This window comes from Morganella sp. GD04133 (assembly GCF_029835375.1).
GTDB classification, from domain to species: Bacteria; Pseudomonadota; Gammaproteobacteria; order Enterobacterales; family Enterobacteriaceae; genus Morganella; species Morganella morganii_B.
Genome location: NZ_JAODZS010000012.1, coordinates 52,229 through 75,274, shown reverse-complemented (window position 1 = coordinate 75,274; position 23,046 = coordinate 52,229). Strand labels below are relative to the sequence as shown.

The 23,046-nt window shown below is 49.8% G+C and carries 20 protein-coding genes and 1 tRNA gene; 10 read left to right on the top strand and 11 right to left on the bottom strand.

All coding sequences use genetic code 11. From position 1 onward, the window contains the following. Positions 1-452: 452 nt before the first annotated feature. Positions 453-3,113, top strand: coding sequence for a bifunctional acetaldehyde-CoA/alcohol dehydrogenase (gene adhE / locus N7387_RS07630; protein WP_279798057.1), 2,661 nt, complete (start codon positions 453-455; stop codon positions 3,111-3,113). A 279-nt stretch (positions 3,114-3,392) separates the two neighbouring features. On the opposite strand, the gene N7387_RS07625 is transcribed toward adhE, so the two are convergent. Beyond that, positions 3,393-3,995, bottom strand: coding sequence for a thymidine kinase (locus N7387_RS07625; protein WP_262859478.1), 603 nt, complete (start codon positions 3,993-3,995; stop codon positions 3,393-3,395). 499 nt (positions 3,996-4,494) lie between these two features. Between N7387_RS07625 and hns the strand changes: the two genes are divergently transcribed. Beyond that, positions 4,495-4,905 (top strand): histone-like nucleoid-structuring protein H-NS, encoded by a 411-nt coding sequence (gene hns, locus N7387_RS07620; RefSeq protein WP_025153085.1) that lies wholly within the window; start codon positions 4,495-4,497, stop codon positions 4,903-4,905. Positions 4,906-5,022: 117 nt separating this feature from the next. Here the strand turns inward: hns and N7387_RS07615 are convergent, their stop codons facing one another. The 4 genes from N7387_RS07615 to rssB form a co-directional block, all read right to left on the bottom strand. Next, positions 5,023-6,036 carry an NAD-dependent epimerase gene (locus tag N7387_RS07615; protein WP_262882778.1) on the bottom strand — a complete coding sequence of 338 codons (1,014 nt, stop codon included), beginning with the start codon at positions 6,034-6,036 and terminating at the stop codon, positions 5,023-5,025. A gap of 8 nt (positions 6,037-6,044) precedes the next feature. Then, a complete protein-coding gene (locus N7387_RS07610; RefSeq protein WP_025153083.1) occupies positions 6,045-7,388 on the bottom strand; it encodes a UDP-glucose/GDP-mannose dehydrogenase family protein in 1,344 nt (447 codons plus the stop codon). Between the two features lie 22 nt (positions 7,389-7,410). Further along, complete coding sequence (gene galU / locus N7387_RS07605) at positions 7,411-8,316, bottom strand: UTP--glucose-1-phosphate uridylyltransferase GalU (RefSeq protein WP_262859428.1); 906 nt, start codon at positions 8,314-8,316, stop codon at positions 7,411-7,413. Between the two features lie 163 nt (positions 8,317-8,479). Further along, entirely contained in the window at positions 8,480-9,508 is a 1,029-nt protein-coding gene (gene rssB / locus N7387_RS07600) for a two-component system response regulator RssB (protein ID WP_262882779.1), read from the bottom strand. Positions 9,509-9,673: 165 nt separating this feature from the next. Between rssB and N7387_RS07595 the strand changes: the two genes are divergently transcribed. The 3 genes from N7387_RS07595 (at position 9,674) to N7387_RS07585 (ending at position 11,307) form a co-directional block, all read left to right on the top strand. Next, positions 9,674-10,150, top strand: a complete 477-nt coding sequence (locus N7387_RS07595; protein WP_279798056.1) for a YchJ family metal-binding protein — start codon at positions 9,674-9,676, stop codon at positions 10,148-10,150. Between the two features lie 65 nt (positions 10,151-10,215). Further along, positions 10,216-11,064, top strand: coding sequence for a formyltetrahydrofolate deformylase (gene purU, locus N7387_RS07590; protein ID WP_262859431.1), 849 nt, complete (start codon positions 10,216-10,218; stop codon positions 11,062-11,064). A 158-nt stretch (positions 11,065-11,222) separates the two neighbouring features. Continuing rightward, positions 11,223-11,307 (top strand) — tRNA-Tyr (locus N7387_RS07585). A gap of 16 nt (positions 11,308-11,323) precedes the next feature. On the opposite strand, the gene N7387_RS07580 is transcribed toward N7387_RS07585, so the two are convergent. Continuing rightward, entirely contained in the window at positions 11,324-12,187 is an 864-nt protein-coding gene (locus N7387_RS07580) for a LysR family transcriptional regulator (protein WP_279798054.1), read from the bottom strand. A 414-nt stretch (positions 12,188-12,601) separates the two neighbouring features. Between N7387_RS07580 and xthA the strand changes: the two genes are divergently transcribed. Further along, positions 12,602-13,411, top strand: coding sequence for an exodeoxyribonuclease III (xthA, locus tag N7387_RS07575; RefSeq protein WP_279798053.1), 810 nt, complete (start codon positions 12,602-12,604; stop codon positions 13,409-13,411). A 28-nt stretch (positions 13,412-13,439) separates the two neighbouring features. On the opposite strand, the gene N7387_RS07570 is transcribed toward xthA, so the two are convergent. From N7387_RS07570 to N7387_RS07560, 3 genes are read right to left on the bottom strand one after another with little or no spacing between them, the layout of a single operon-like run. Beyond that, positions 13,440-15,404, bottom strand: coding sequence for a DNA topoisomerase III (locus tag N7387_RS07570; protein ID WP_279798051.1), 1,965 nt, complete (start codon positions 15,402-15,404; stop codon positions 13,440-13,442). A gap of 2 nt (positions 15,405-15,406) precedes the next feature. After that, positions 15,407-16,453 (bottom strand): selenide, water dikinase SelD, encoded by a 1,047-nt coding sequence (selD, locus tag N7387_RS07565; RefSeq protein ID WP_262859479.1) that lies wholly within the window; start codon positions 16,451-16,453, stop codon positions 15,407-15,409. Between the two features lie 25 nt (positions 16,454-16,478). Beyond that, complete coding sequence (locus N7387_RS07560) at positions 16,479-17,030, bottom strand: NAD(P)H nitroreductase (RefSeq protein ID WP_279798050.1); 552 nt, start codon at positions 17,028-17,030, stop codon at positions 16,479-16,481. Positions 17,031-17,193: 163 nt separating this feature from the next. Between N7387_RS07560 and sppA the strand changes: the two genes are divergently transcribed. From sppA to pncA, 3 genes are all read left to right on the top strand, one after another. Continuing rightward, entirely contained in the window at positions 17,194-19,056 is a 1,863-nt protein-coding gene (gene sppA / locus N7387_RS07555) for a signal peptide peptidase SppA (RefSeq protein ID WP_279798048.1), read from the top strand. A gap of 105 nt (positions 19,057-19,161) precedes the next feature. After that, positions 19,162-20,181 (top strand): asparaginase, encoded by a 1,020-nt coding sequence (gene ansA, locus N7387_RS07550; protein WP_279798047.1) that lies wholly within the window; start codon positions 19,162-19,164, stop codon positions 20,179-20,181. A 10-nt stretch (positions 20,182-20,191) separates the two neighbouring features. Beyond that, on the top strand, positions 20,192-20,830 hold the full coding sequence (pncA, locus tag N7387_RS07545; protein WP_279798045.1) for a bifunctional nicotinamidase/pyrazinamidase: 639 nt from the start codon (positions 20,192-20,194) through the stop codon (positions 20,828-20,830). 42 nt (positions 20,831-20,872) lie between these two features. Here the strand turns inward: pncA and N7387_RS07540 are convergent, their stop codons facing one another. Then, positions 20,873-21,148, bottom strand: a complete 276-nt coding sequence (locus tag N7387_RS07540; RefSeq protein WP_025153070.1) for a DUF1315 family protein — start codon at positions 21,146-21,148, stop codon at positions 20,873-20,875. Between the two features lie 103 nt (positions 21,149-21,251). Then, positions 21,252-21,665, bottom strand: coding sequence for a peptide-methionine (R)-S-oxide reductase MsrB (gene msrB, locus N7387_RS07535; protein ID WP_279798044.1), 414 nt, complete (start codon positions 21,663-21,665; stop codon positions 21,252-21,254). A 329-nt stretch (positions 21,666-21,994) separates the two neighbouring features. Here msrB and gapA point away from each other — a divergent pair, with 329 nt between their 5' ends. Continuing rightward, positions 21,995-22,990: a glyceraldehyde-3-phosphate dehydrogenase gene (gene gapA / locus N7387_RS07530; RefSeq protein ID WP_262859440.1), complete on the top strand. Its 996-nt coding sequence runs from the start codon at positions 21,995-21,997 to the stop codon at positions 22,988-22,990. Positions 22,991-23,046: the final 56 nt, after the last annotated feature.

The following is a 23,046-nucleotide window of genomic DNA, read 5'->3' as shown; positions in this document are numbered from 1 at the left end:
ACATCATACCGTTGAATGTGCAGGAAAAGGAATTGCTTTGCGCAGAATATTTTCCGCTTCCTGCTGATTCGATACAGTTATATCGCCTTATTTCTGTCTGAATTTCAGACAATCATCAGTTCTTCTGTGAAATTGAAGCCCGATATCATTCCCGTTACGGTGTGATGTTCCCGTCTTTACCCATGCTGAATGGTGTCAGCTTAATGTATTTGTGATTTAGATCACTTTAATATTTCCCCCGAATGTTAAGCTGTTTTCACTATAGTTGAATCGATTCAACTATAATGCACACAGAAAGACCTGACGGGCTTTTTAAGCAAATCAGTGGGCATATCTGCATTATGTTACCGGCAAAATCGATTTAGTTACCGGAAGATATCACCGCTATAATCAAATTGTATCAATCCGCTGATTTGCTTAAAAAGTTTAACAATTTATCAGGAGTGATCTGTATGGCCGTAACGAACGTTACCGAACTCAATGAATTAGTTGCCCGCGTGAAGAAAGCTCAGCGCGAGTTTGCCGGTTTCTCCCAGGAACAGGTAGATGCCATCTTCCGGGCCGCGGCACTCGCTGCTGCCGATGCCCGTATCCCGCTGGCAAAACTGGCGGTCGAAGAGTCCGGCATGGGTATTATTGAAGATAAAGTGATCAAAAACCATTTTGCTTCTGAATATATCTATAATGCCTACCGCGATGAAAAAACCTGCGGCATCTTATCGGAAGACCCGACTTTCGGCACCATCACTATCGCAGAGCCTATCGGTATTATCTGCGGTATCGTCCCGACCACCAACCCGACCTCCACTGCTATCTTTAAAGCACTGATCAGCCTGAAAACCCGTAACGGGATCATTTTCTCCCCGCATCCGCGTGCCAAAAAAGCCACTAACAGAGCCGCTGAGATTGTCCTCAACGCCGCTGTTGCCGCCGGTGCCCCGAAAGATATTATCGGCTGGATTGACGAACCGTCTGTTGAATTATCCAATGCCTTAATGCACCACCCGGATACTAACCTAATCCTCGCCACCGGCGGGCCGGGTATGGTAAAAGCCGCCTACAGTTCCGGTAAACCGGCTATCGGTGTCGGTGCGGGTAATACCCCTGTGGTGATTGACGAAACGGCTGATATCAAACGCGCGGTAGCCTCTATTCTGATGTCAAAAACCTTCGATAACGGCGTGATTTGTGCCTCTGAGCAATCCGTTATTGTTGTTGATGATGTCTATGAGCAGGTCAAAGAACGTTTTGAAACCCACGGCGGTTATATTCTGAAAGGCAAAGAACTGAAAGCCGTTCAGGACATCATTCTGCTCAACGGCGGACTGAATGCGAAAATTGTCGGTCAGTCTGCGGTGAAAATTGCTGAAATGGCCGGTATTGAGGTCCCTGCCTGGACCAAAATTCTTATCGGTGCAGTCTCCGTGGTGGATGAATCCGAGCCGTTTGCACACGAAAAACTCTCCCCGCTGTTAGCCATGTACCGCGGCAAAGATTTTGAAGATGCGGTGATCAAAGCGGAAAAACTGGTGGAAATGGGCGGGATCGGCCACACCTCCTGCTTATATACCGATCAGGACAATCAGCCGGCGCGTGTGAAATTCTTCGGTGAGAAGATGAAAACCGCACGTATCCTGATTAACACCCCGGCATCACAAGGCGGGATCGGCGACCTGTATAACTTCAAGCTGTCTCCGTCACTGACACTGGGTTGCGGCTCCTGGGGGGGTAACTCCATTTCCGAAAACGTCGGGCCGAAACACCTGATCAACACAAAAACCGTGGCAAAACGAGCTGAAAATATGTTGTGGCATAAACTTCCGAAATCTATCTATTTCCGCCGTGGTTCTCTGCCGGTTGCGCTGGAAGAGATCGCCGGTGACGGTGCAAAACGCGCCTTTATCGTGACTGACGGCTATCTGTTCAATAACGGCTATGTGGATGAAGTCACCCGTGTGCTGAAATCCTACGGTATGGAAGTGGAAATTTTCTTTGAAGTGGAAGCTGACCCGACACTGTCTGTGGTCCGCAAAGGTGCGGAACAGATGAACAGCTTCAAACCGGACGTGATTATTGCCCTCGGCGGCGGCTCCCCGATGGATGCAGCCAAAATTATGTGGGTGATGTATGAGCATCCGGAAACCCATTTTGAGGAACTGGCACTGCGCTTTATGGATATCCGTAAACGCATCTATAAGTTCCCGAAAATGGGCGTGAAAGCGAAAATGGTTGCTATCACCACCACATCCGGTACCGGCTCTGAAGTGACACCGTTCGCGGTCGTGACAGATGATACCACCGGGCAGAAATACCCGCTGGCGGACTATGCCCTGACCCCGGATATGGCGATTGTCGATGCCAACCTGGTGATGAACATGCCGAAATCCCTGACCGCATTCGGCGGGCTGGACGCGGTCACTCATGCACTGGAAGCTTATGTATCGGTACTGGCGAACGAATTCTCTGACGGTCAGGCATTGCAGGCGCTGAAACTGCTGAAAGAATTTTTACCGGCCAGCTATCACGAAGGTGCGAAGAACCCGGTGGCCCGTGAACGTGTACACAATGCCGCGACGATTGCCGGTATCGCGTTTGCCAACGCCTTCCTCGGGGTATGTCACTCCATGGCGCACAAACTGGGTTCTGAGTTCCATATTCCGCACGGCCTGGCTAACGCCCTGCTTATCTGTAACGTCATCCGTTATAACGCGACCGATAACCCGACCAAACAGACTGCGTTCAGTCAGTATGACCGTCCGCAGGCGCGCCGCCGTTACGCGGAGATTGCTGACCATCTGCAGCTGAGTGCTGCCGGTGACCGTACCGCGCAGAAGATTGAAAAACTGCTGGTCTGGCTGGATGAAATCAAAGCATCCCTCGGTATTCCGAAATCCATCCGTGAAGCCGGTGTGCCGGAAGCCGAATTCCTGGCAAAACTGGATAAACTGTCCGAAGATGCCTTTGATGACCAGTGTACCGGTGCAAACCCGCGTTATCCGCTGATTGCAGAATTGAAACAAATTATGCTGGATACCTATTACGGTCGTACCTATGATGAATCTGTTCCGGTTGCGGCACCAAAACCGGTTGCCAAACGAAATGCTAAGAAATAGTCATCAATCCGGTAAATAATAACCGCAAAGCCCTCTCCGGAGGGCTTTTTTATATCCGTCTCATAATAATTATTAAATAATTGTCTTTGTATGAACAATTGTTCACCTTTGTGCCTGTTTTCCGGGACAGACGGTTTTTAATATTTCACTTAATACGCGTCACTTTTCCTGCAGAAACGGTTTACGGTGTTTTTGATATCGCCGGAAAAACCAGCCGGATATAAAAAGGCCGGACAATGACGTCCGGCACTTTTTGTATAACAGAGACGTTTCCCTGCTTTATGACCGATATTCTGCTGCTTTCGCTTCGCGAATCGCTTCATTGTAATGTTTGCGGCAGACAGATACATATTTTTCATTACCGCCGATGTCAATTTGCGCACCGTCTGACATCACCCGGCCCTGCCCGTCGTAACGTAAAACGCGGCTGGCTTTCCGCCCGCAATAGCAAATAGTTTTTAATTCAACTAATTTATCCGCCCAGGCTAATAAATAATGGCTTCCGCTGAATAACTCCCCTTTAAAGTCTGTGCGTAACCCGTAACACAGAACCGGGATATCAATATCATCGACAATATAGCAGAGCTGTTCCACCTGCGCTTTGGTCAGGAACTGGCATTCATCGATTAATACGCAGTGTACGGGCGCCTGCTGATGTTCACGGATAATAACAGTACTCATGTCCGTCTCAGGGCCAAATACCCGTGCATCCGCGCTCAGGCCGATACGTGAGGTGACTTTGCTCTGCTCATAGCGGTTGTCTATCTCTGCGGTAAATATCAGCGTGCGCATGCCGCGTTCATTGTAGTTATAGGATGACTGCAGTAACGCTGTCGATTTTCCCGCATTCATTGCGGAGTAATAAAAATAAAGCTGAGCCACCGGCTCTCTCCCCTTACACATTCAAGATCCGGGACAATACTAACACATTAGTGTTAAAAACAGCGCAATCTGTATTTAACACATGCCGTGATCGCATACACAATATCCTGATTTCATCGTCCGCGTAAATTCACACCGGTCATGGTTACATACCGGATATTCACTGTTGTTATCGGCTATTCTTCGCTTTATCCTGTTTTTCATTATGCCGGCACCGAAGAATAACGTTTCTTTACATAAGATAAGGTTGAATATAATTTGTATTCCCCACCTCATTTATGAACATTTTTTATGAAGATGCTGAACATCAACACATTTTCACCCCGTCCCCTTATCAGTTTTAAACGAAAAACCAAAAAGACCCTTATTATTCCTCAGAAATAATTGCTTTTAAAAAAAATGTGTTTTAACCTTACTCCGAAATTTGCTATTGCAGATTTTTAAATAGCAATCTATTATTATCTATACATCAGCCAACATTTAATTTGAGACCAGGATTATGAGTGAATCTTTGAAGCCATTTAATAATATCCGTACTCTTCGCGCTCAGGCGAGAGAATGCAGCTTAGAAATCTTAGAAGAAATGCTTGAGAAGCTCACTGCGGTTGTTGAAGAACGCCGTTCAGAGGAATCTCAGGCTCAGGCAGAAAAGGAAGAGCGTACCCGCAAATTAGAAGAAGTCCGTCAGTTAATTCTGAAGCAGGGTATCAATCCGGAAGAATTAATTCAGTCTATGGCAACCGGCAAAGTGGCAAGCAAATCCAAGCGTGCCCAGCGCCCTGCCAAATACGAATATATCGATGAAAACGGTGAAAATAAAACCTGGACCGGCCAGGGCCGTACACCGGCTGTTATCAAACAGGCTATCGATAACGAAGGTAAATCACTGAACGATTTCTTAATCAAGTAAGCGATAACATCTGATAAAAGGCCCTTCTCTGAAGGGCTTTTTTATGTCTTCCGGACAGCAGGACAGAGAAAAGGAGGCGTTTGCCTCCTTTTTTATACTTATAACCGCCGCTGTTATTTATTCTTTACCGTGATAAAACGACATATACCAGTCAACAAACTGTTGCACACCGTAATTAACCGGTGTATCCGGTGAGAAACCAATCGTGTTATACAGTTCGGAAGAGTCCGCACAGGTGGATAACACATCACCATCCTGCATATCCATATAATGTTTATTGGCTTTAATATCCAGTGCCGTTTCAATTGCCTGAATAAAATCACCCAGCCGGGTCGGCTGACCGTTACCGACATTATAGATTTTGTACGGCGCAGAACTGGCAGATTTCAGTCCCTCTTCCACCGTCCAGTCACTGTCTGCTGCCGGAATCACATTCACCAGACGGACCACGGCTTCCGCAATATCACCAACATAGGTGAAATCACGCACCATATTGCCGTGGTTATAAACATCAATCGGTTTTCCGTCCAGCATGGCTTTCACAAACTTAAATAAGGCCATATCCGGACGTCCCCACGGACCGTAAACGGTAAAGAACCGCAGACCGGTCGTCGGTAACTGATAGAGATGTGAATAGCTGTGAGACATGAGTTCGTTGGCTTTTTTCGTTGCCGCATACAACGAAACCGGATGATCCACATCATCCTCGGCAGAAAACGGCTGTTTGCGGTTCAGACCGTATACTGAACTGGAGGAGGAGTAAATCAGATGCCCGACGTTATGATGGCGGCACCCTTCCAGAATATTCATATGCCCGAGAATATTCGCGTCAATATACGCCATCGGGTTCTGAATGGAGTACCGCACACCCGGCTGCGCCGCCAGGTGGATCACCCGCTCAAATTTCTGAGCGGCAAACAACTCACTGACCGCCGCTTTTTCCGACAAATCCATTTTAAAGAACTGAAATTGCGGATGCGGTAATAACAGATCAAGACGGGCTTTTTTCAGATTAACATCATAATAGTCATTGAGGTTGTCGGCACCGACAACCTCGTGCCCCTGCTCAAGCAGGCGCTGCGAGACATGATAACCAATAAAACCGGCCGCGCCGGTTACAAGTATTTTCATATTCAGACTCAGATTACCGGATTAATGGAAGCACCACGGCCTATACCATAATAGATAAAGCCGCGATTTTCTAAACGTTCCGGGTCATATAGGTTGCGTCCGTCAAAAATAACCGGGGTTTTCAGTCCGGCTTTGATAGCATCGAAATCCGGCGCACGGAAACTCTGCCACTCCGTACAGATAACCAGCGCATCCGCATTGTGCAATGCCGCTTCTTTGGTACCCATCAGTGCCAGGTCATCACGCTGTCCGAAAATACGCTGCGCTTCCTGCATCGCTTCCGGGTCATACGCCTGAATTTTGGCACCGGCGGCCCATAATTCCTGTAACAGGATACGGCTGGACGCTTCACGCATATCATCGGTATTCGGTTTAAAGGAAAGCCCCCATACCGCGAAGGTTTTGCCTTCCAGATTTTCACCAAAATGGCGTTTGATAAAGGATGGCAGCTTGTATTTCTGCTGTTCGTTCACTTCTTCCACTGCACGCAGAATACGCGGGGTAAAGCCGATATGTTCGGCCGTGCGGATCAGCGCCTGCACATCTTTCGGGAAGCAGGAGCCGCCGTAACCGCAACCCGGATAAATAAAGTGATAGCCGATACGGGAATCAGAACCGATACCCTGGCGTACATTCTCAATATCCGCGCCCAGCATTTCCGCCAGATTGGAAATTTCGTTCATAAAGCTGATTTTTGTCGCCAGCATACAGTTGGCCGCATATTTGGTCAGCTCCGCGCTGCGGATATCCATCACGATCATGCGGTCGTGATTGCGGTTAAACGGCTCATACAGTTCGCGGATAATATCGATAACACGATCATTATCACAGCCGATAACAATACGCTCAGGACGCATGCAGTCAGCAACCGCCGCCCCTTCCTTCAGGAATTCAGGGTTGGACACCACATCATAGGCAATATCCGCACCACGTTCAGCCAGTGTTGCTTTAATGGTGGCGTTAACTTTGTCCGCGGTACCGACCGGAACCGTGGATTTATCGATAACCACTTTGTAGTCCTGCATGTGCTGCGCAATCGTGCGGGCAACGGCGGTCACATATTGCAGATCCGCAGAGCCGTCTTCATCCGGTGGTGTACCAACCGCGATAAATTGCAGTGTGCCGTGTGCCACACCCAGTGCCGCATCCGTGGTGAAGCTTAAACGACCTTCGTCATAGTTTTTCTTCACCAGCGGGGTCAGGCCCGGTTCAAAAATCGGGATAATCCCGTTTTTCAGATTTTCGACTTTTTTTGCATCCACATCGACACACATGACATCATGGCCGACTTCCGCCAGCACAGTCGCCTGCACCAGGCCGACATATCCGATTCCAAATACGGTTACTTTCATAGTTCACCTATTGCAACAATAATTAATTCTGTAATGTTTTCAGCCAGTCTGAGAATTCACGGCCCAGGTGCTTATGGCGCATGCTGTATTCGACAAAGGCTTTCATATAGCCCATTTTGTCGCCGCAGTCATGGCTGCGGCCTACCAGACGGTACGCCTCCACCGGATTTTTTTCAATCAGCATGGCGATAGCGTCAGTCAGCTGGATCTCATCACCGGCTCCGGGAGCCGTTTTCCCCAGCAGCGGCCAGATATCCTGAGAAAGCACATAACGGCCGACAATAGCCATGTTCGACGGTGCTTTGGCCGGTTCAGGTTTTTCCACCACGGCAAACATCGGTTTACTTTCACCGGCGGCCAGGCTTTCACCGTGGCAATCCACCACGCCGTAATTTGCCACCATTTCCTGCGGAACCGGATCGACCATCACCTGGCTCGCGCCGTGTTCTTCATAACGCGCGATCATTTCTTTCAGGTTAAACTTCGCCAGGTCAGTGCTGTATTCATCAATAATCACATCCGGTAATACCACCGCGAACGGCTCATCACCAATCATCGGTTTTGCACATAACACCGCGTGGCCGAGCCCTTTGGCGATGCCCTGGCGGGTCTGCATAATGGTGACGTGACGCGGGCAGATTGACTGAACTTCATCCAGCAACTGACGTTTTACGCGTTTTTCCAGGATGGCTTCCAGTTCAAAACTGGTATCGAAATGGTTTTCAATGGAGTTTTTTGATGAGTGGGTCACTAAAATAATTTCGGTGATCCCCGCCGCGATACATTCATTTACCACATACTGAATAAGCGGTTTGTCCACCAGCGGCAGCATTTCTTTCGGAATCGCTTTTGTGGCCGGTAACATGCGTGTTCCTAATCCTGCAACCGGAATCACCGCCTTGTGTACTTTATTTTTCTGCACTGACATACATCATCCTCAATGCGCATAAACAGAATAAATACGCGATTTATAAAAAATAATGAGACTGAGTATACCAGCTAATTTTCAGGGATAAATACTCTGTGCCGCGTAAATGCGCTTTAGTATTAAGGGATGTTTAATATCTGAACGGATTGGTAAAGTCCGGTCATTATCCCTGATGCGGTCCGGGGGTCAGACTTAATTTAATCTGACTGCTGCTGTTCCAGATCCGGCATTGCAGATGACGGCTGAATTCGCTTATCTGACTGGAATAAACCGATGAGAGTGTCCCCAGCGGGATCCCGCGGTTAATACGGATCACATGATTATCAGAGCGTAATTCCGCACTGATACCGGCACTGGACAATAACACCGACTTGCGCCGGGTGTGATAATACCCCAGCAGCAGCGGCAACTGTCCCGGAATACCCGCGTCCTGCAATAAACGGTTCAGCTTATTTAAGATAGCGGTCATGCTCGGTAATTTCCGGTGGTGATTATGAATATAGCGTTTAAGCAAATCGTTAAAGATGACGCGGATTAACATCGCCATCAGCGGGCCATTCCCGGTATTCTGACTGATATCGAGACAATAAAACGCCACTTCATTATCGGAGAATTCTGCCACATCAAATACCAGTCCGGCACGGCAGGTATCGGATAATTGCGCATAACGAATCTGATAATTGGCCAGTACCTGGCTCGGCGGCGGATTCAGCTGTTTTAATAAACGTAACACATCATCCACATTATGCTGCAATTGTGCCCAGATCCCGGAGAGGTCATTATTTTCCAGCACACCCGGTGAAAAAAAAGACGGATACAGGTGAGACAGACATAATTTTTTCACCTCTTCCAGCCTGCTCAGGGGTTTTAACAGAACATCTTTCGCCCCGAGACGCAGGACTTCGTCAATATCGGACATTTTTTGTGTCGCGGAGATAACAATCACCGGGATGGCCGGTAAATCCGACTGTGACCGGGCAATAAATTCCGCGCCGGTCATCACCGGCATATTGAGATCGCAGAAAATCAGTTCCGGCTGAAAGCCCTGTTCTATACATTCCCATGCACGGGCACCGTCACCGGCAGATAACACCGTGGCTCCGAGAAGGCGTAAATAGGATGACAGCGCCATATTGAATGCCGGGTCGTCATCGATGACTAACAATCGTTTTCCGTCCAGTGCCTGCTTCATCGCATCTCCTTTCCGCCGGCCTCACAACACAACGTGCGGAACGCCGGTGGTCACGTTGCCCGCGCACTGCTGCTGAGATTAAGGATAGCGCGTGATCGCTATTTCCGGTAGCATCTGCTCTCTGTTCCTTACGATTATTTACCCTCAACACATTATTTGATAATTATGTCTCATTTTACTGAAACAGATCCCTGCCCGTGCGGCAGCGGCAATACCTTCGCACAGTGTTGTCAGCCTTATCTTGCCGGTGTACAGTCCGCACCGGATGCGCGGGCACTGATGCGTTCGCGTTACAGCGCGTTTGTCACCCATAATGCTGATCACCTGATCCGGACATGGTATCCGCCGGAACGGGCGGACGCTCTGCGGGCAGAACTGGTTGCCGGGTTCGGTGAAACAGAATGGCTGGGGCTGAATGTGATCGATTTTCAGCCCGGTACCGCGCCGGACGAAGCTTTCGTTGAATTTTGTGCTTGCTTTATTGATAAAAAGTCCGAAGATAAACAATTCATTCACGAACGGTCCCGTTTTCGCCTGACTGACGGTGCCTGGATGTACCTCGATGGCGTTAAACCACAGACCGGACGTAATGATCCCTGCCCCTGCGGCTCCGGAAAAAAATATAAAAAATGCTGTGCCTGATACCGGACAGGCACCTTCTGTAAACAAACATCACCGACATCAGCTATTAAGGATCCGCACCTTCCATGCAACACCAGACGAGTCAGAAAAAAATTCTGCGAACCATTTGCCCTGACGCAAAAGGTCTTATCGCTAAAATCACCAACATTTGTTACAAGCATCAGCTGAATATTGTCCAGAACAATGAATTCGTTGATCACCGTACCGGCCGCTTTTTTATGCGTACCGAGCTGGAAGGAATTTTTAACGATGAAACCCTGCTGGCTGACCTGGATGATGCCCTGCCGAAAGGCTCCACACGTGAATTAACCACTGCCGGACGCCGCCGTATTGTCATTATGGTGACCAAAGAAGCGCACTGCCTCGGCGATATCCTGATGAAAAGCGCCTATGGCGGTCTGGATGTCGATATCGCGGCGGTTATCGGCAATCACGATGTACTCTCTCATCTGGTCACGCAGTTTGGTATTCCGTTCCATCATATCAGCCACGAAGGACTGACCCGTGAGCAGCATGATATGCAGATCATTCAGCAGATTGATCAGTATCAGCCGGATTATGTGGTGCTGGCAAAATACATGCGTGTGCTGACCCCGGCATTTGTGCAGCACTATCCGAACCAGATTATCAACATTCATCACTCCTTCCTGCCGGCCTTTATCGGCGCACGGCCTTATCATCAGGCGTATGAGCGCGGCGTGAAGATTATCGGTGCCACCGCGCACTATGTGAATGATAATCTCGATGAAGGCCCGATCATTCACCAGAGCGTGATAAATGTTGATCACACCTACAGCGCTGATGATATGGTCATGGCCGGTCGTGACGTGGAGAAAAATGTGCTCAGCCATGCCCTCGGGCGCGTTCTGACACAACGGGTATTCGTTTACGGTAACCGCACTGTCATTTTATAACGGCCTGATTGCCTGAAGTTGCACGGATAACGGGCACTTCGGGCAAAAAAACGGCGAACACACATTTTTTCTCTTTTTTTACTTTACAGCGCCCGCATATTTGCTATTATGCAGCCCGTCCCAAGGCAAGAGCTGAACGGACGGACAATTTGATTTTTGGTGGGATACCCAAGCGGCCAAAGGGAGCAGACTGTAAATCTGCCGTCACAGACTTCGAAGGTTCGAATCCTTCTCCCACCACCATCTCTCTTCTCTCCTGTTACTTCATATTTTCAATACAATCCATTATTTTGTTCAGCACACTCGCGTGTGATTTTGACTTGTACAGATAACAATGATTTTCCGCCTCACTCTGCGATAACGGCAGAAAAATCAGCTCATCACTGTACGGCAGGGTTTTCGGATGCTCATCAATAAAACAGAGATAATCCCCGTCAACCAGCAGATGCAGATAACTGTTCACATTGTCGATCAGATGCACATGTTCATGTTTGCTCTGCTCATCATGCTGCTGCAATAATGTTTTCAGTAACGGGCTTTCATATAACAACGGCTCACATAACCAGACACAGCAGGATAATAATGCCTGTAAATTATTGTCGCAGGCCTGAAACAGTGAGCGGCGGCAACAAATCCCGATTTGCCCCTGCGGTAAGTGGCGCAGCAGCGTAAAGCGCTCACTGATAACCAGCTCAGAGGACAGTATCAGGGTATTTCCCTCAAAATCATTTATTTCATCAATACAATCATAATGAAAACGAAATATATTAATTTGTATACCGGCTTTGAATGCCGCCCTGTACAGCGCACCAATATATTTACTCTTGCCCCAGTCATAAAATATATTCACCTTATTACATATCGTTCCGCTGATATGTTTTTTGGTAATCTCTTTTTCCTGCATATAGAGATCTTTCAGGTCATTGTACAACTCCATCCCTTCACGGGTCAGGCTCATCCCGAATTTCTCACGTTTAAATAAGCGCTTACCCAGAGAGATTTCAAAATCCTTGATAGATTTCGCAACCGGTGACGTTGTCCTGTTCATCACTTTCGCGGCCTTGCTGAGCGAGCCGTACTCAACAACGGCCATAAAGGCTTCTAACTTCCTTGAAAAAAACATAATGTCGATTCCTGTGCTGTAGTAAATAATCAGTTAAATAATTACTTATTGATATGTAACGACTTTATTTCTGGTGTTTTTTTCTTAAACAAAGAGTTAAAATACGGCTTTCGTTAAAATTAATACAACAATAATAATACAATGTTATATTTTTATTATTCTGTTTTATTAAATTTCATTTTAAAGATTAATACATAAATACAAGAATCTTTCTTCCGATTTTTATCACACCTGTTTCATTCCGCTTTACTGAAGGAAGAATAATCATTATTAATGCTGATTATTTTGTCAATTAAAATTAAGTCATATTAATCACTGCCCGGTGTGCCGGTTTTTATTATTCTGCTGACGGGTTACTTTCTATCTGCAATCTGTTACCCTTTTGTTGTTAACTCATCAACCGGTCGGAATACTATGAAGTTTGTCTCTTTTAACATTAACGGGTTAAGAGCCCGGCCCCACCAGCTGGAAGCGATTATCGCACAGCATCAGCCAGATGTTATCGGCCTCCAGGAAACCAAAGTCCATGACGAGATGTTCCCGCTCGATGACCTGAAACACCTCGGCTACCACATTTTTTATCACGGCCAGAAATCCCATTACGGTGTCGCTATGCTGACCAAGGCAGAGCCGCTTGCCGTGCGCAAAGGCTTCGCCGGGGACGATGAAGATGCCCAGCGCCGTCTGATTATGGCGGATATTGATACCCCTGCCGGGATACTGACTGTGATTAACGGGTATTTCCCCCAGGGAGAGAGCCGTGACCATCCGCTGAAATTCCCGGCAAAAACCAAATTCTATCAGGATTTGCAGGATTACCTGGCCGGGCGCTCCAATCAGGATCCGATTGTTATTATGGGTGATATGAATATCAGCCCGCAGGATATTGATATCGGAATTGGTGATGCCAACCGCAAACGCTGGCTGAAGACCGGCAAGTGCTCTTTCCTGCCGGAAGAACGCGAGTGGATGGATCGCCTGCTCAGCTGGGGACTGACAGACACTTACCGCGCTATGTATCCGGATGCAGATGATCGTTTCTCGTGGTTCGATTACCGTTCACGCGGCTTTGATGACAACCGGGGACTGCGCATTGACCTGATTCTGGCAAGCAATGCGCTGGCACCGCGCTGTACCGCCACCGGCATTGATTATGAGATCCGGGGTATGGAAAAACCGTCTGACCACGCGCCAATCTGGGCTGAATTCGATTTAACCCGCTGATAAAAAACGTCCCGCAATGCGGGACATTTTATTCTTCTTCCTGTTGAAGTGCTTTTTTTCCGCCGGTCTTCCCTTTGCCCTTCGCGGCTGTTTTACCTCTGCCTTTCACACCGGCCTTTTTTGCCTGCGGCGGTGGCGGTAAATCACGGAAGGCACGAACATTCCGGTTCTGTCTGGCCTGGTTTATCAGCCCGGTCAATGTTTCAGACAACGGCACCATGAAATCCTGATAACGATACTGTTTTTCACTGATTTGGGTCAGTGTCGATTCCCAGTGCGCCGTCATATCCGGTAATGTCGCCATTTCGGGCAGAACATGGATCAGTGCGCGACCTGCCGGAGATGAATGAATATTGCGCCCTTTTTTGTACAAAAACTCGCGGCGGAACAGCAGTTCGATAATCCCGGCGCGGGTCGCTTCAGTGCCTAATCCGTCAGTTTCACGCAGTACTTTTTTCAGCGCCTTATCTTTCACAAACCGGGCAATTCCGGTCATGGCTGACAGCAGCGTAGCATCGGTAAACGGTCTCGGCGGCTGCGTCTGACGCTCCACCACTTCACCGCGCTCACACAGGAGTTCATCCCCTTTGGTCAGCACCGGCAGCGGTGTGCCTTCGTTTTCCTCGTCACGCTCTTTGGCACCCAGCATGGTCCGCCAGCCCGCCTGAGAGAGGAAACGCGCCTTTGCCACAAATTTACCGTTGGCGATATCCAGCTCGATCACGCATTTGCGGTACTGCGCATCCGGCATAAACTGCATCAGATACTGACGCGCAACCAGCTCGTAGATATTGGCTTCATGCTCACTGAGCGACACGGAGACCGATTTTGCGGTCGGAATGATGGCGTGGTGCGCATCCACCTTTTTATCGTCCCAGCAGCGGTTACGCAGTGAATCATCGAGATTATCCTGCGGCAGCAGATGCGGGGTATGCACAGAAATCGCGTTAAGCACACTGTGACGCCCGGCAAAATGCTCTTCCGGCAGATGACGGCTGTCCGAACGGGGATAGGTAATCAGTTTGTGGGTTTCATACAGACGCTGACAGATATCCAGCACCGCCTGGGCGCTCAGCCCGTAGCGTTTGGCGGCCTCAATCTGTAACGCGGACAGTGAAAACGGCAGCGGCGCGATTTCATTTTCCGTTTTGTCCTGAAAATCGGTGACAAACGCCGGTTTGCCGGTGATGCGGCTGACCACATGCTCTGCCAGCGGCCGGTGCGTCAGGCGCCCTTCATCATCCTGATAATCCTGGCATGCCTCACTCGGTACCCACATCGCCGTAAAACGCTCGTCTGCCGGGGTAACAATATGTGCCCGCACTTCAAAGAAATCACGCGGTACAAAATTCTCAATTTCCTCATCACGGCGTACCACCAGTCCGAGCACCGGGGTCTGCACCCGGCCGACTGAAAGTACACCGTTATACCCGGCATTACGGCCGAGAATAGTGTAAGCGCGCGTCATATTGATGCCGTAGAGCCAGTCTGCCCGTGCCCGTGCCAGTGCCGAGACACACAGCGGGATAAAGTCGCGGTTGAGGCGCATTTTATCCACCGCACGGGTCACCGCCTGCGGGTTAAGGTCATTGACCAGACAGCGCTGCACCTGCTGACGCTTTTCCGGCGCGAGTTCCAGGAAATCCAGAACCTCATCCACCAGCAGCTGCCCTTCGCGATCGGGGTCTCCTGCGTGGATAACTTCGGTGGCGGAACTGAGCAGCGAACCGATAGTACGCAACTGTTTCGCTACCGCATCGCGGGGTCTGAGGATCCATTTCTGCGGTATAATCGGCAGATCAGCCAGGTTCCAGCGGGCATAACGCGGATCATACGCATCCGGCTCCGCCTGTTCCAGCAGGTGACCGACACACCAGGTCACGCAGTCATTCTGACCGCAGCGGATAAAGCCGTCCCCCCGCTGGTGCGGTTTGGGTAATACATCCGCAATCGCACGGGCGAGGCTCGGCTTTTCGGCAATAAACAAACGCATGCTTATGCAGTGACTTCAATCAGTTTACGGGATGAGTCCGGCTCAGTCAGTTCACCGACCGGGCTTAATGTCAGGCCGTATTTACGGGCAACCGCCTCAACGTCCTCACGCGCCGCCGGATCAACCGCCAGCAGCAGGCCGCCGGAGGTCTGCGGGTCACACAGCAGTTTACGCTGCACATCAGTCATGTCGCCGATAAGGTGGCCGTAGCTGTCAAAATTACGCTGTGTGCCGCCCGGGCAGCAGCCCTGAGCAATATAGTCATACACTCCCGGCAGTACCGGAACAGAATCAGTGCGAATAATGGCCTGTAACCCGGAACCCTGACAAATTTCGCTCAGGTGACCGAGCAGACCGAAGCCGGTCACGTCTGTCATGGCTTTTACGCCGTCGATTTCAGAGAAGTCCGCCCCCGGTTTGTTAAGCTGACACATAGTGTCACGTGCCAGATTTTTATGTTCCGGACGCAGTTTGCTCTGTTTTTCGGCAGTCGTCAGAATACCGATACCCAGCGGTTTGGTCAGCAGCAGCTCACAGCCTGCGGTCGCGCGGTTGTTTTGTTTGATTTTATCTGTCGGGACGATACCGGTGACCGCCAGACCGAAAATCGGCTCAGGGGCATCAATGGAGTGACCGCCCGCCAGTGAAATACCGGCATCACGGCAGACCGCACGCCCGCCCTCAATCACCTGCTGTGCAATTTCCGGTGCCAGTTTGTCTACCGGCCAGCCGAGGATCGCAATCGCCATAATCGGCCTGCCGCCCATGGCATAAATATCACTGATGGCATTGGTGGCCGCGATACGGCCAAAATCGTACGGGTCATCCACAATCGGCATAAAGAAATCGGTGGTGCTGATGATGCCGGTACCGTTGCCGATATCATACACCGCCGCATCATCACGGGATTCATTGCCGACCAGCAGATTAGGATCGATGAATTTTGCCTGCTCACTGTGCAGGATGGTGTCGAGCACTTTCGGGGAAATTTTACAGCCGCAACCCGCGCCGTGACTGTATTGCGTTAAACGCACCGCTTCTGACATGATAGTCTCCTTGTTAACGTCAGTCTGCTCAGAAATACGTGACAAACGGTGTCAGATCCGGTGCCGCCACGTGGGCGGGCGCTTTCAGTGCCGGAGTGCCGAGATACAGAAAACCGACAATTTTATCATGCTCCTCACATCCCAGGCCTTCCCGTACCACCGGGTCTTTTGTCCACGAACCGGTGCGCCAGATCCCGCCGAAGCCCTGAGCCACAGCAGCCATCTGCATCGCATGGACCGAACAGCCTGCCGCCGCGATCTGTTCCCATTCAGGAACTTTGTGTTCCGGCTTCACTTTCGCGATAACCGTGATAATCAGCGGTGCGCGTAATGGCGCATTGCGGGCTTTCTCTTCCGCTTCCGGCCCGAGATCGGCTGTTTTTGCCGCTTTTTCGAGCAACTGACTGAATTTGGTGATGCCGTCATTCTGCATCACGATAAAATGCCAGGGCTGTAACGCGCCATGATCCGGCGCACGCATCCCGGCATTAAGAATATTTTTTAATGCTTCGCCTTCCGGTGCAGGTGTGGTCAGACGAGACGCAGAACGCCGGTTGAGTAATAATGTCAGTGCATCCATCGGTTTTCCCCTTTTTGCAGTTGCTGATAAGCTACCACTTTTTTTACTGTTTTTAAGGATAGATTGCTTAACTGCCGATATTTTCGGCAATGCGTTGTTTTCCGGCTGACAAATCCGGATATCCTCTTTACGATAGCAGGACATCTTTGTTTTTGGAGCCGTCATGCATACTTTATGGACTATCGTTGCCGGAATATTTAAATGGAGCTGGCGTATACTGAATTTTGTGCGTCAGCTTGTCGCCAATGTCCTTTTTATCATCATACTGCTGTTAGTTGCCGGGACCTATGTCCTGCTGAGTGAGCAGGATGTTCAGACCAGCCGTAACCCCGGGGCATTATATGTAAATCTCTCCGGTGTTGTCGTCGATCAGCTGAGCCGTAACAGTCCGCTGGAAAGTCTTTCTCTTCAGCTGCTCGGGGCGTCTTCCGGTCAGTTACAGGAAAACTCGCTGTTTGATGTGGTTGAAACTATCCGCACCGCCGCCACTGACCCTGACATTACCGGCATGATCCTGAAGCTGGATGATTTCATCGGTGCTGATCAGCCGTCACTTCAGTATATCGGCAAAGCCATCACCGAATTCCGCAAACAAGGAAAACGGGTTTATGCCGTCAGCGGCAACTACAACCAGGCGCAGTATTACCTGGCATCCTATGCAGACAAAATATACATGCCGCCACAGGGTGGTGTCGGTATCTACGGCTTCGCTACCAATACGCTGTATTATAACGAATTGCTGGAAATGCTGAAGGTAAAAACGCATATCTTCCGTGTTGGCACCTATAAATCAGCCGTTGAGCCGATGATGCGCAATGATATGTCACCGGAAGCCCGTGAATCCACACAGCGTTTTATCAGTGTGCTGTGGGATAATTATCTCACCACGCTCGCGCAAAACCGTAAAACCGGCAAAACCACCATTTTCCCCGGCGCACCGCAGATGCTGGCACTGATGAAATCCGCAAATGGTGATAATGCGGCGTATGCTGTCACGCAAAAACTGGTCGATGAAATTATGCCGGCCAGCGTGTTTGAGTCTGAAATGTCCAAAACATTCGGCTGGGATCAGAAGAAAAACACCATCAATGCGATTCCGTTTGCTGAGTATGCCAAAAATATGGACATCGGTGTGCCGAAGGGCAAAACCACCGGTAACATCGCGGTCGTTGTGGTTCAGGGCGCTATCGTTGACGGGCCGGATGCACCGGGAATGGCCGGTGGTGATACCGTTGCCGCACAAATCCGCGAAGCCCGTCTGGATCCGCAAGTGAAAGCCCTGGTGCTGCGGGTAAACAGCCCGGGCGGCAGCGTAACGGCATCAGATCAGATCCGTGCGGAAATCGCAGCACTGAAACAGAGCGGTAAAGCCGTGGTGGTTTCCATGGGCGGTATGGCGGCCTCCGGCGGTTACTGGATTTCAACACCGGCGAACTACATTATTGCCTCACCGAGCACCATCACCGGCTCCATCGGTATTTTCGGTGTGGTCACCACCTTTGAAGACACCCTGGGTGAAATCGGTGTACATACTGACGGTGTATCCACGTCTCCGCTGGCTGACGCCACAGTGACCAAGGCACTGACACCGGAATTTTCAGAACTGATGCAGCTTTATATCGAAAACGGGTACCGTAATTTTATTAACCTCGTTGCCAAATCCCGCCACAAAACACCGGAAGAAGTGGATAAAATTGCCCAGGGCCGTGTCTGGGTCGGTATTGACGCCAAAGCGAATGGTCTGGTCGATAAACTCGGCGACTTTGATGATGCGGTTGCCAAAGCAGCAGAACTGGCCTCTGTGGAACAGCCGGTACTGAACTGGATGCAGCCGGAAATGTCGTTCATTGACAGACTGCTCGCGGAAACAGCCGGAAATGTGAAGGTGACACTGCCTTCATCATTGCAGGGGCTGATCCCGGCACCGGTCGGCGCACAGCTGACACAACAGGCATCCTTTATGAAAATGCTGACGGATCCGCAGTACCGTTATGCATTCTGCTTAAATTGCACCAATATTCAGTAAGTTTTATTCTCAGCTGACAAAAGCCTGTTCGTGACGAACAGGCTTTTTTTTATTTCTGAAGCCCCTATAATTTCCTTCCCTGTACTCATTGTTAAGAGCAGTAACATGCAAAAGAAATCCATTTATGTGGTCTATACCGGCGGGACTATCGGTATGCAGCATTCGGCACAGGGCTATATCCCTGTTTCCGGCCATCTTCAGCGCCAGGTTGCCAAAATGCCGGAGTTCTTCCGTCCGGAGATGCCGGATTTCACCATCACCGAGCACCAGCCGCTGATTGATTCATCTGATATGACGCCGGATGACTGGCAGTGTATCGCGGATGATATCAGCGCCCAGTATGACCACTATGATGGTTTCGTGATCCTGCACGGTACGGATACCATGGCATTCACCGCATCGGCACTCTCCTTTATGTTTGAGAACCTGACCAAGCCGGTAATTGTGACAGGGTCACAAATTCCGCTTGAAGCACTGCGATCCGATGGTCAGATCAACCTGCTGAATGCCCTGTACCTGGCGGCGAATTATCCGGTCAATGAAGTGGGATTGTTCTTCAATAACCGTTTATACCGGGGCAACCGTACCGTCAAAGCCCATGCTGACGGCTTTGCGGCCTTTACCTCCCCGAATTACCCGCCGCTGATGGAAGCGGGGATTAATATCCGCAATCTCAATACGCACCCGCTGCTGCAAAGCACTGCACCTTTCACGCTGCATAACATCACCCCGCAGCCCATCGGGGTGGTAACGGTATATCCGGGCCTGTCGGTGGATGTGGTGAACAACATTCTGCAGCAGCCGGTCAAAGCGCTGATTATCCGCTCTTACGGCGTGGGTAATGCCCCGCAGCACCCGAAACTGCTCACCGCCCTGCGGGAAGCCACAGAGCGCGGTATCATTGTGATCAACCTGACGCAATGTATTTCAGGGCGCGTCAATATGGGCGGTTATGCCACCGGTCATGCGCTGGCAGAAGCCGGGGTGATCAGCGGCTTTGATATGACCTTCGAGGCGGCACTGACCAAGCTGCATTATCTGCTCAGCCAGGATTACACCAGCGATGAGATCCGTATTCTCATGCAGCAGGATCTGCGCGGAGAACTGAGCTATAACGACAACTGAGGAGTCGGCAATGAAACCGGCACTGCTTCTGGTGGATATCCAGAATGATTTTTGTCAGGGCGGCAGCCTGGCTGTCCGCGACAGTGATGCGGTGATCCGCACAGCAAACCGGATGATAGCCTGTTGTCAGCAACAGAATATTCCGGTGATCGCCAGTCAGGACTGGCATCCGGCAGCGCATCTGAGCTTTGCGGTTAATTCAGGGACAGTGATTGGTGAATGCGGTGAGCTGAACAGACTGCCGCAGATCTGGTGGCCGGTGCATTGTGTACAAAACACACCGGGAGCGGATTTTCACCCGGAGCTCAACAAACAGGCCATCACCCATATCATTTATAAGGGTGAAAATCCGGAAGTGGACAGTTACAGCGCATTTTATGATAACGACCGCCGGGAGCCGACCGCCCTGCTGCCACTGCTGACAAAACGGCAGATCACGCATCTCGCGGTTCTTGGGATCGCCACCGACTACTGTGTGAAATTTACGGTGCTGGATGCCCTGGCGGAAGGTTTTGCCGTCACTGTGATCACAGATGGCTGCCGGGGCGTTAATTTACAGCCGGATGACAGCCTCACTGCCTTTGCGGAGATGGAAAACGCCGGGGCGGTATTGCAGGCTGCCGTTCAGTTCTGCGGCGAAAACGAATAGCAAAAATCACAACGGGACAGTCAATACTGTCCCGTTTTATATTCAGTCCTGCGGTCTCAGTGTCGCCAGGTGAGTGTCGGTAAACAGCGCTTTCAGTTCCTGCTTACTTTTCAGACTGATTTCCCCGTCAGTCCCCACTGTCATATGTGCCGGATCCGCATTATGGCGGGACTGCCATAACATCACCAGCTGCAGACTGCTGCTTTTCTGGGATTCCGTCAGCGGTACACCATCGGCCCATTTACCCAGTTCGACGGCGGTCACCAGACGCCCGTAGACTTCCGGCGTCATGGCGGACAATAAATCATCAATTTCCATACAGTTCCTTCCCCGAAAGCCTCTGATTTCACGTTTTGATCACATCAGAAGCTGAATCGTTTTTTCTATCGTTATACAAATGTTAAATTTCAATATAACCAAACTAACCGATTGTTATTGCTTTTGTTTTTTCATCTTCAAAACTCAGTGATGCTGAGTTAATGCAATAGCGCTGCCCTGTCGGCGCTGGCCCGTCAGGAAAAACATGCCCCAGATGCGCATTACAATGACCGCAGCGGGTCTCAATACGATGCATGCCATGAGAGGTATCGTCAATATACCGGATCGCACTTTTGCTGACCGGTTCATAAAAACTCGGCCATCCGCAGCCGGCATCAAATTTGGCATCCGAATAAAAAAGCGGAGAACCACAACAAATACAACGATATAGCCCCTGTTTCTCATTATAGAGCAGGCGGCCGGTAAACGGGTGCTCAGTTCCCGCTTCCTGTGTGACATAGTGCTGAATCTCTGTCAGCTCAGCAGGTGTATCCCGCTTTTTATCAGTCCCGGACATAGCTGAATCCTTATCATTATTGTGCAGGGTCAGTCAGACTACAGAACAACAAAAAATTAACATCAAATGACCGGATGTTATTCTAAACTTGTCATGTCAGCATTGACACTACTTATTTGTGACATGTTTCACATTTATACCCCATACACGCTGTCTTTATTCCGGTAAGTCCCGATAATAGCGGCGACAAATTTACTGAAAGTGGCGATTTGTTGAGCAGATTAAATGTTAAATGACATTAATTGACACGATTCCGCTTGACGGCTGGCAAGGTTTTGGTAACTTTAGTAGCAACTTTAATTCACTAACAAATAGCTGGTGGTAATACTATGACTATCAAAGTAGGTATTAATGGTTTTGGTCGTATCGGCCGTATCGTATTCCGTGCTGCACAAGAGCGTTCAGATATCGAAATCGTTGCAATCAACGACCTGCTCGATGCGGATTACATGGCATACATGCTGAAGTACGACTCAACTCACGGCCGTTTTAACGGTACCGTTGAAGTGAAAGATGGCCATCTGGTTGTTAATGGTAAAACTATCCGCGTTACCGCCGAGCGTGACCCTGCAAACCTGAAGTGGAACGAAGCCGGTGTTGATGTTGTTGCTGAAGCAACCGGTCTGTTCCTGACTGACGAAACTGCACGTAAACACATCCAGGCAGGCGCGAAGAAAGTTGTTCTGACCGGTCCTTCCAAAGATGCGACCCCGATGTTTGTTATGGGTGTTAACCACAAAGATTACGCGGGCCAGGAAATCGTTTCTAACGCATCCTGTACCACTAACTGCCTGGCACCACTGGCAAAAGTCATCAACGACAAATTCGGTATCGTTGAAGGTCTGATGACCACTGTTCACGCCACCACTGCCACCCAGAAAACAGTTGACGGTCCTTCACACAAAGACTGGCGCGGCGGCCGCGGTGCATCCCAGAACATCATCCCGTCTTCTACCGGCGCAGCAAAAGCAGTGGGCAAAGTTATCCCTGCACTGAACGGTAAACTGACCGGTATGTCTTTCCGTGTTCCTACTCCTAACGTCTCTGTTGTTGACCTGACTGTCCGTCTGGAAAAAGCAGCAACTTACGCTGAAATCTGTGAAGCTATCAAAGCGGCAGCAGCAGGAGAGCTGAAAGGCGTCATGGGTTACACCGAAGATGACGTGGTTTCCACTGACTTCAACGGCGAAGTACTGACTTCTGTGTTCGATGCCAAAGCCGGTATCGCGCTGAACGACAACTTTGTGAAACTGGTTTCATGGTATGACAACGAAACCGGTTATTCTCATAAAGTTCTGGATCTGATTGCACACATCTCCAAATAAGTCTGCACTCCGTTATCCTCACAAAGAGCCGCTTTTGCGGCTCTTTTGTTTTGTGG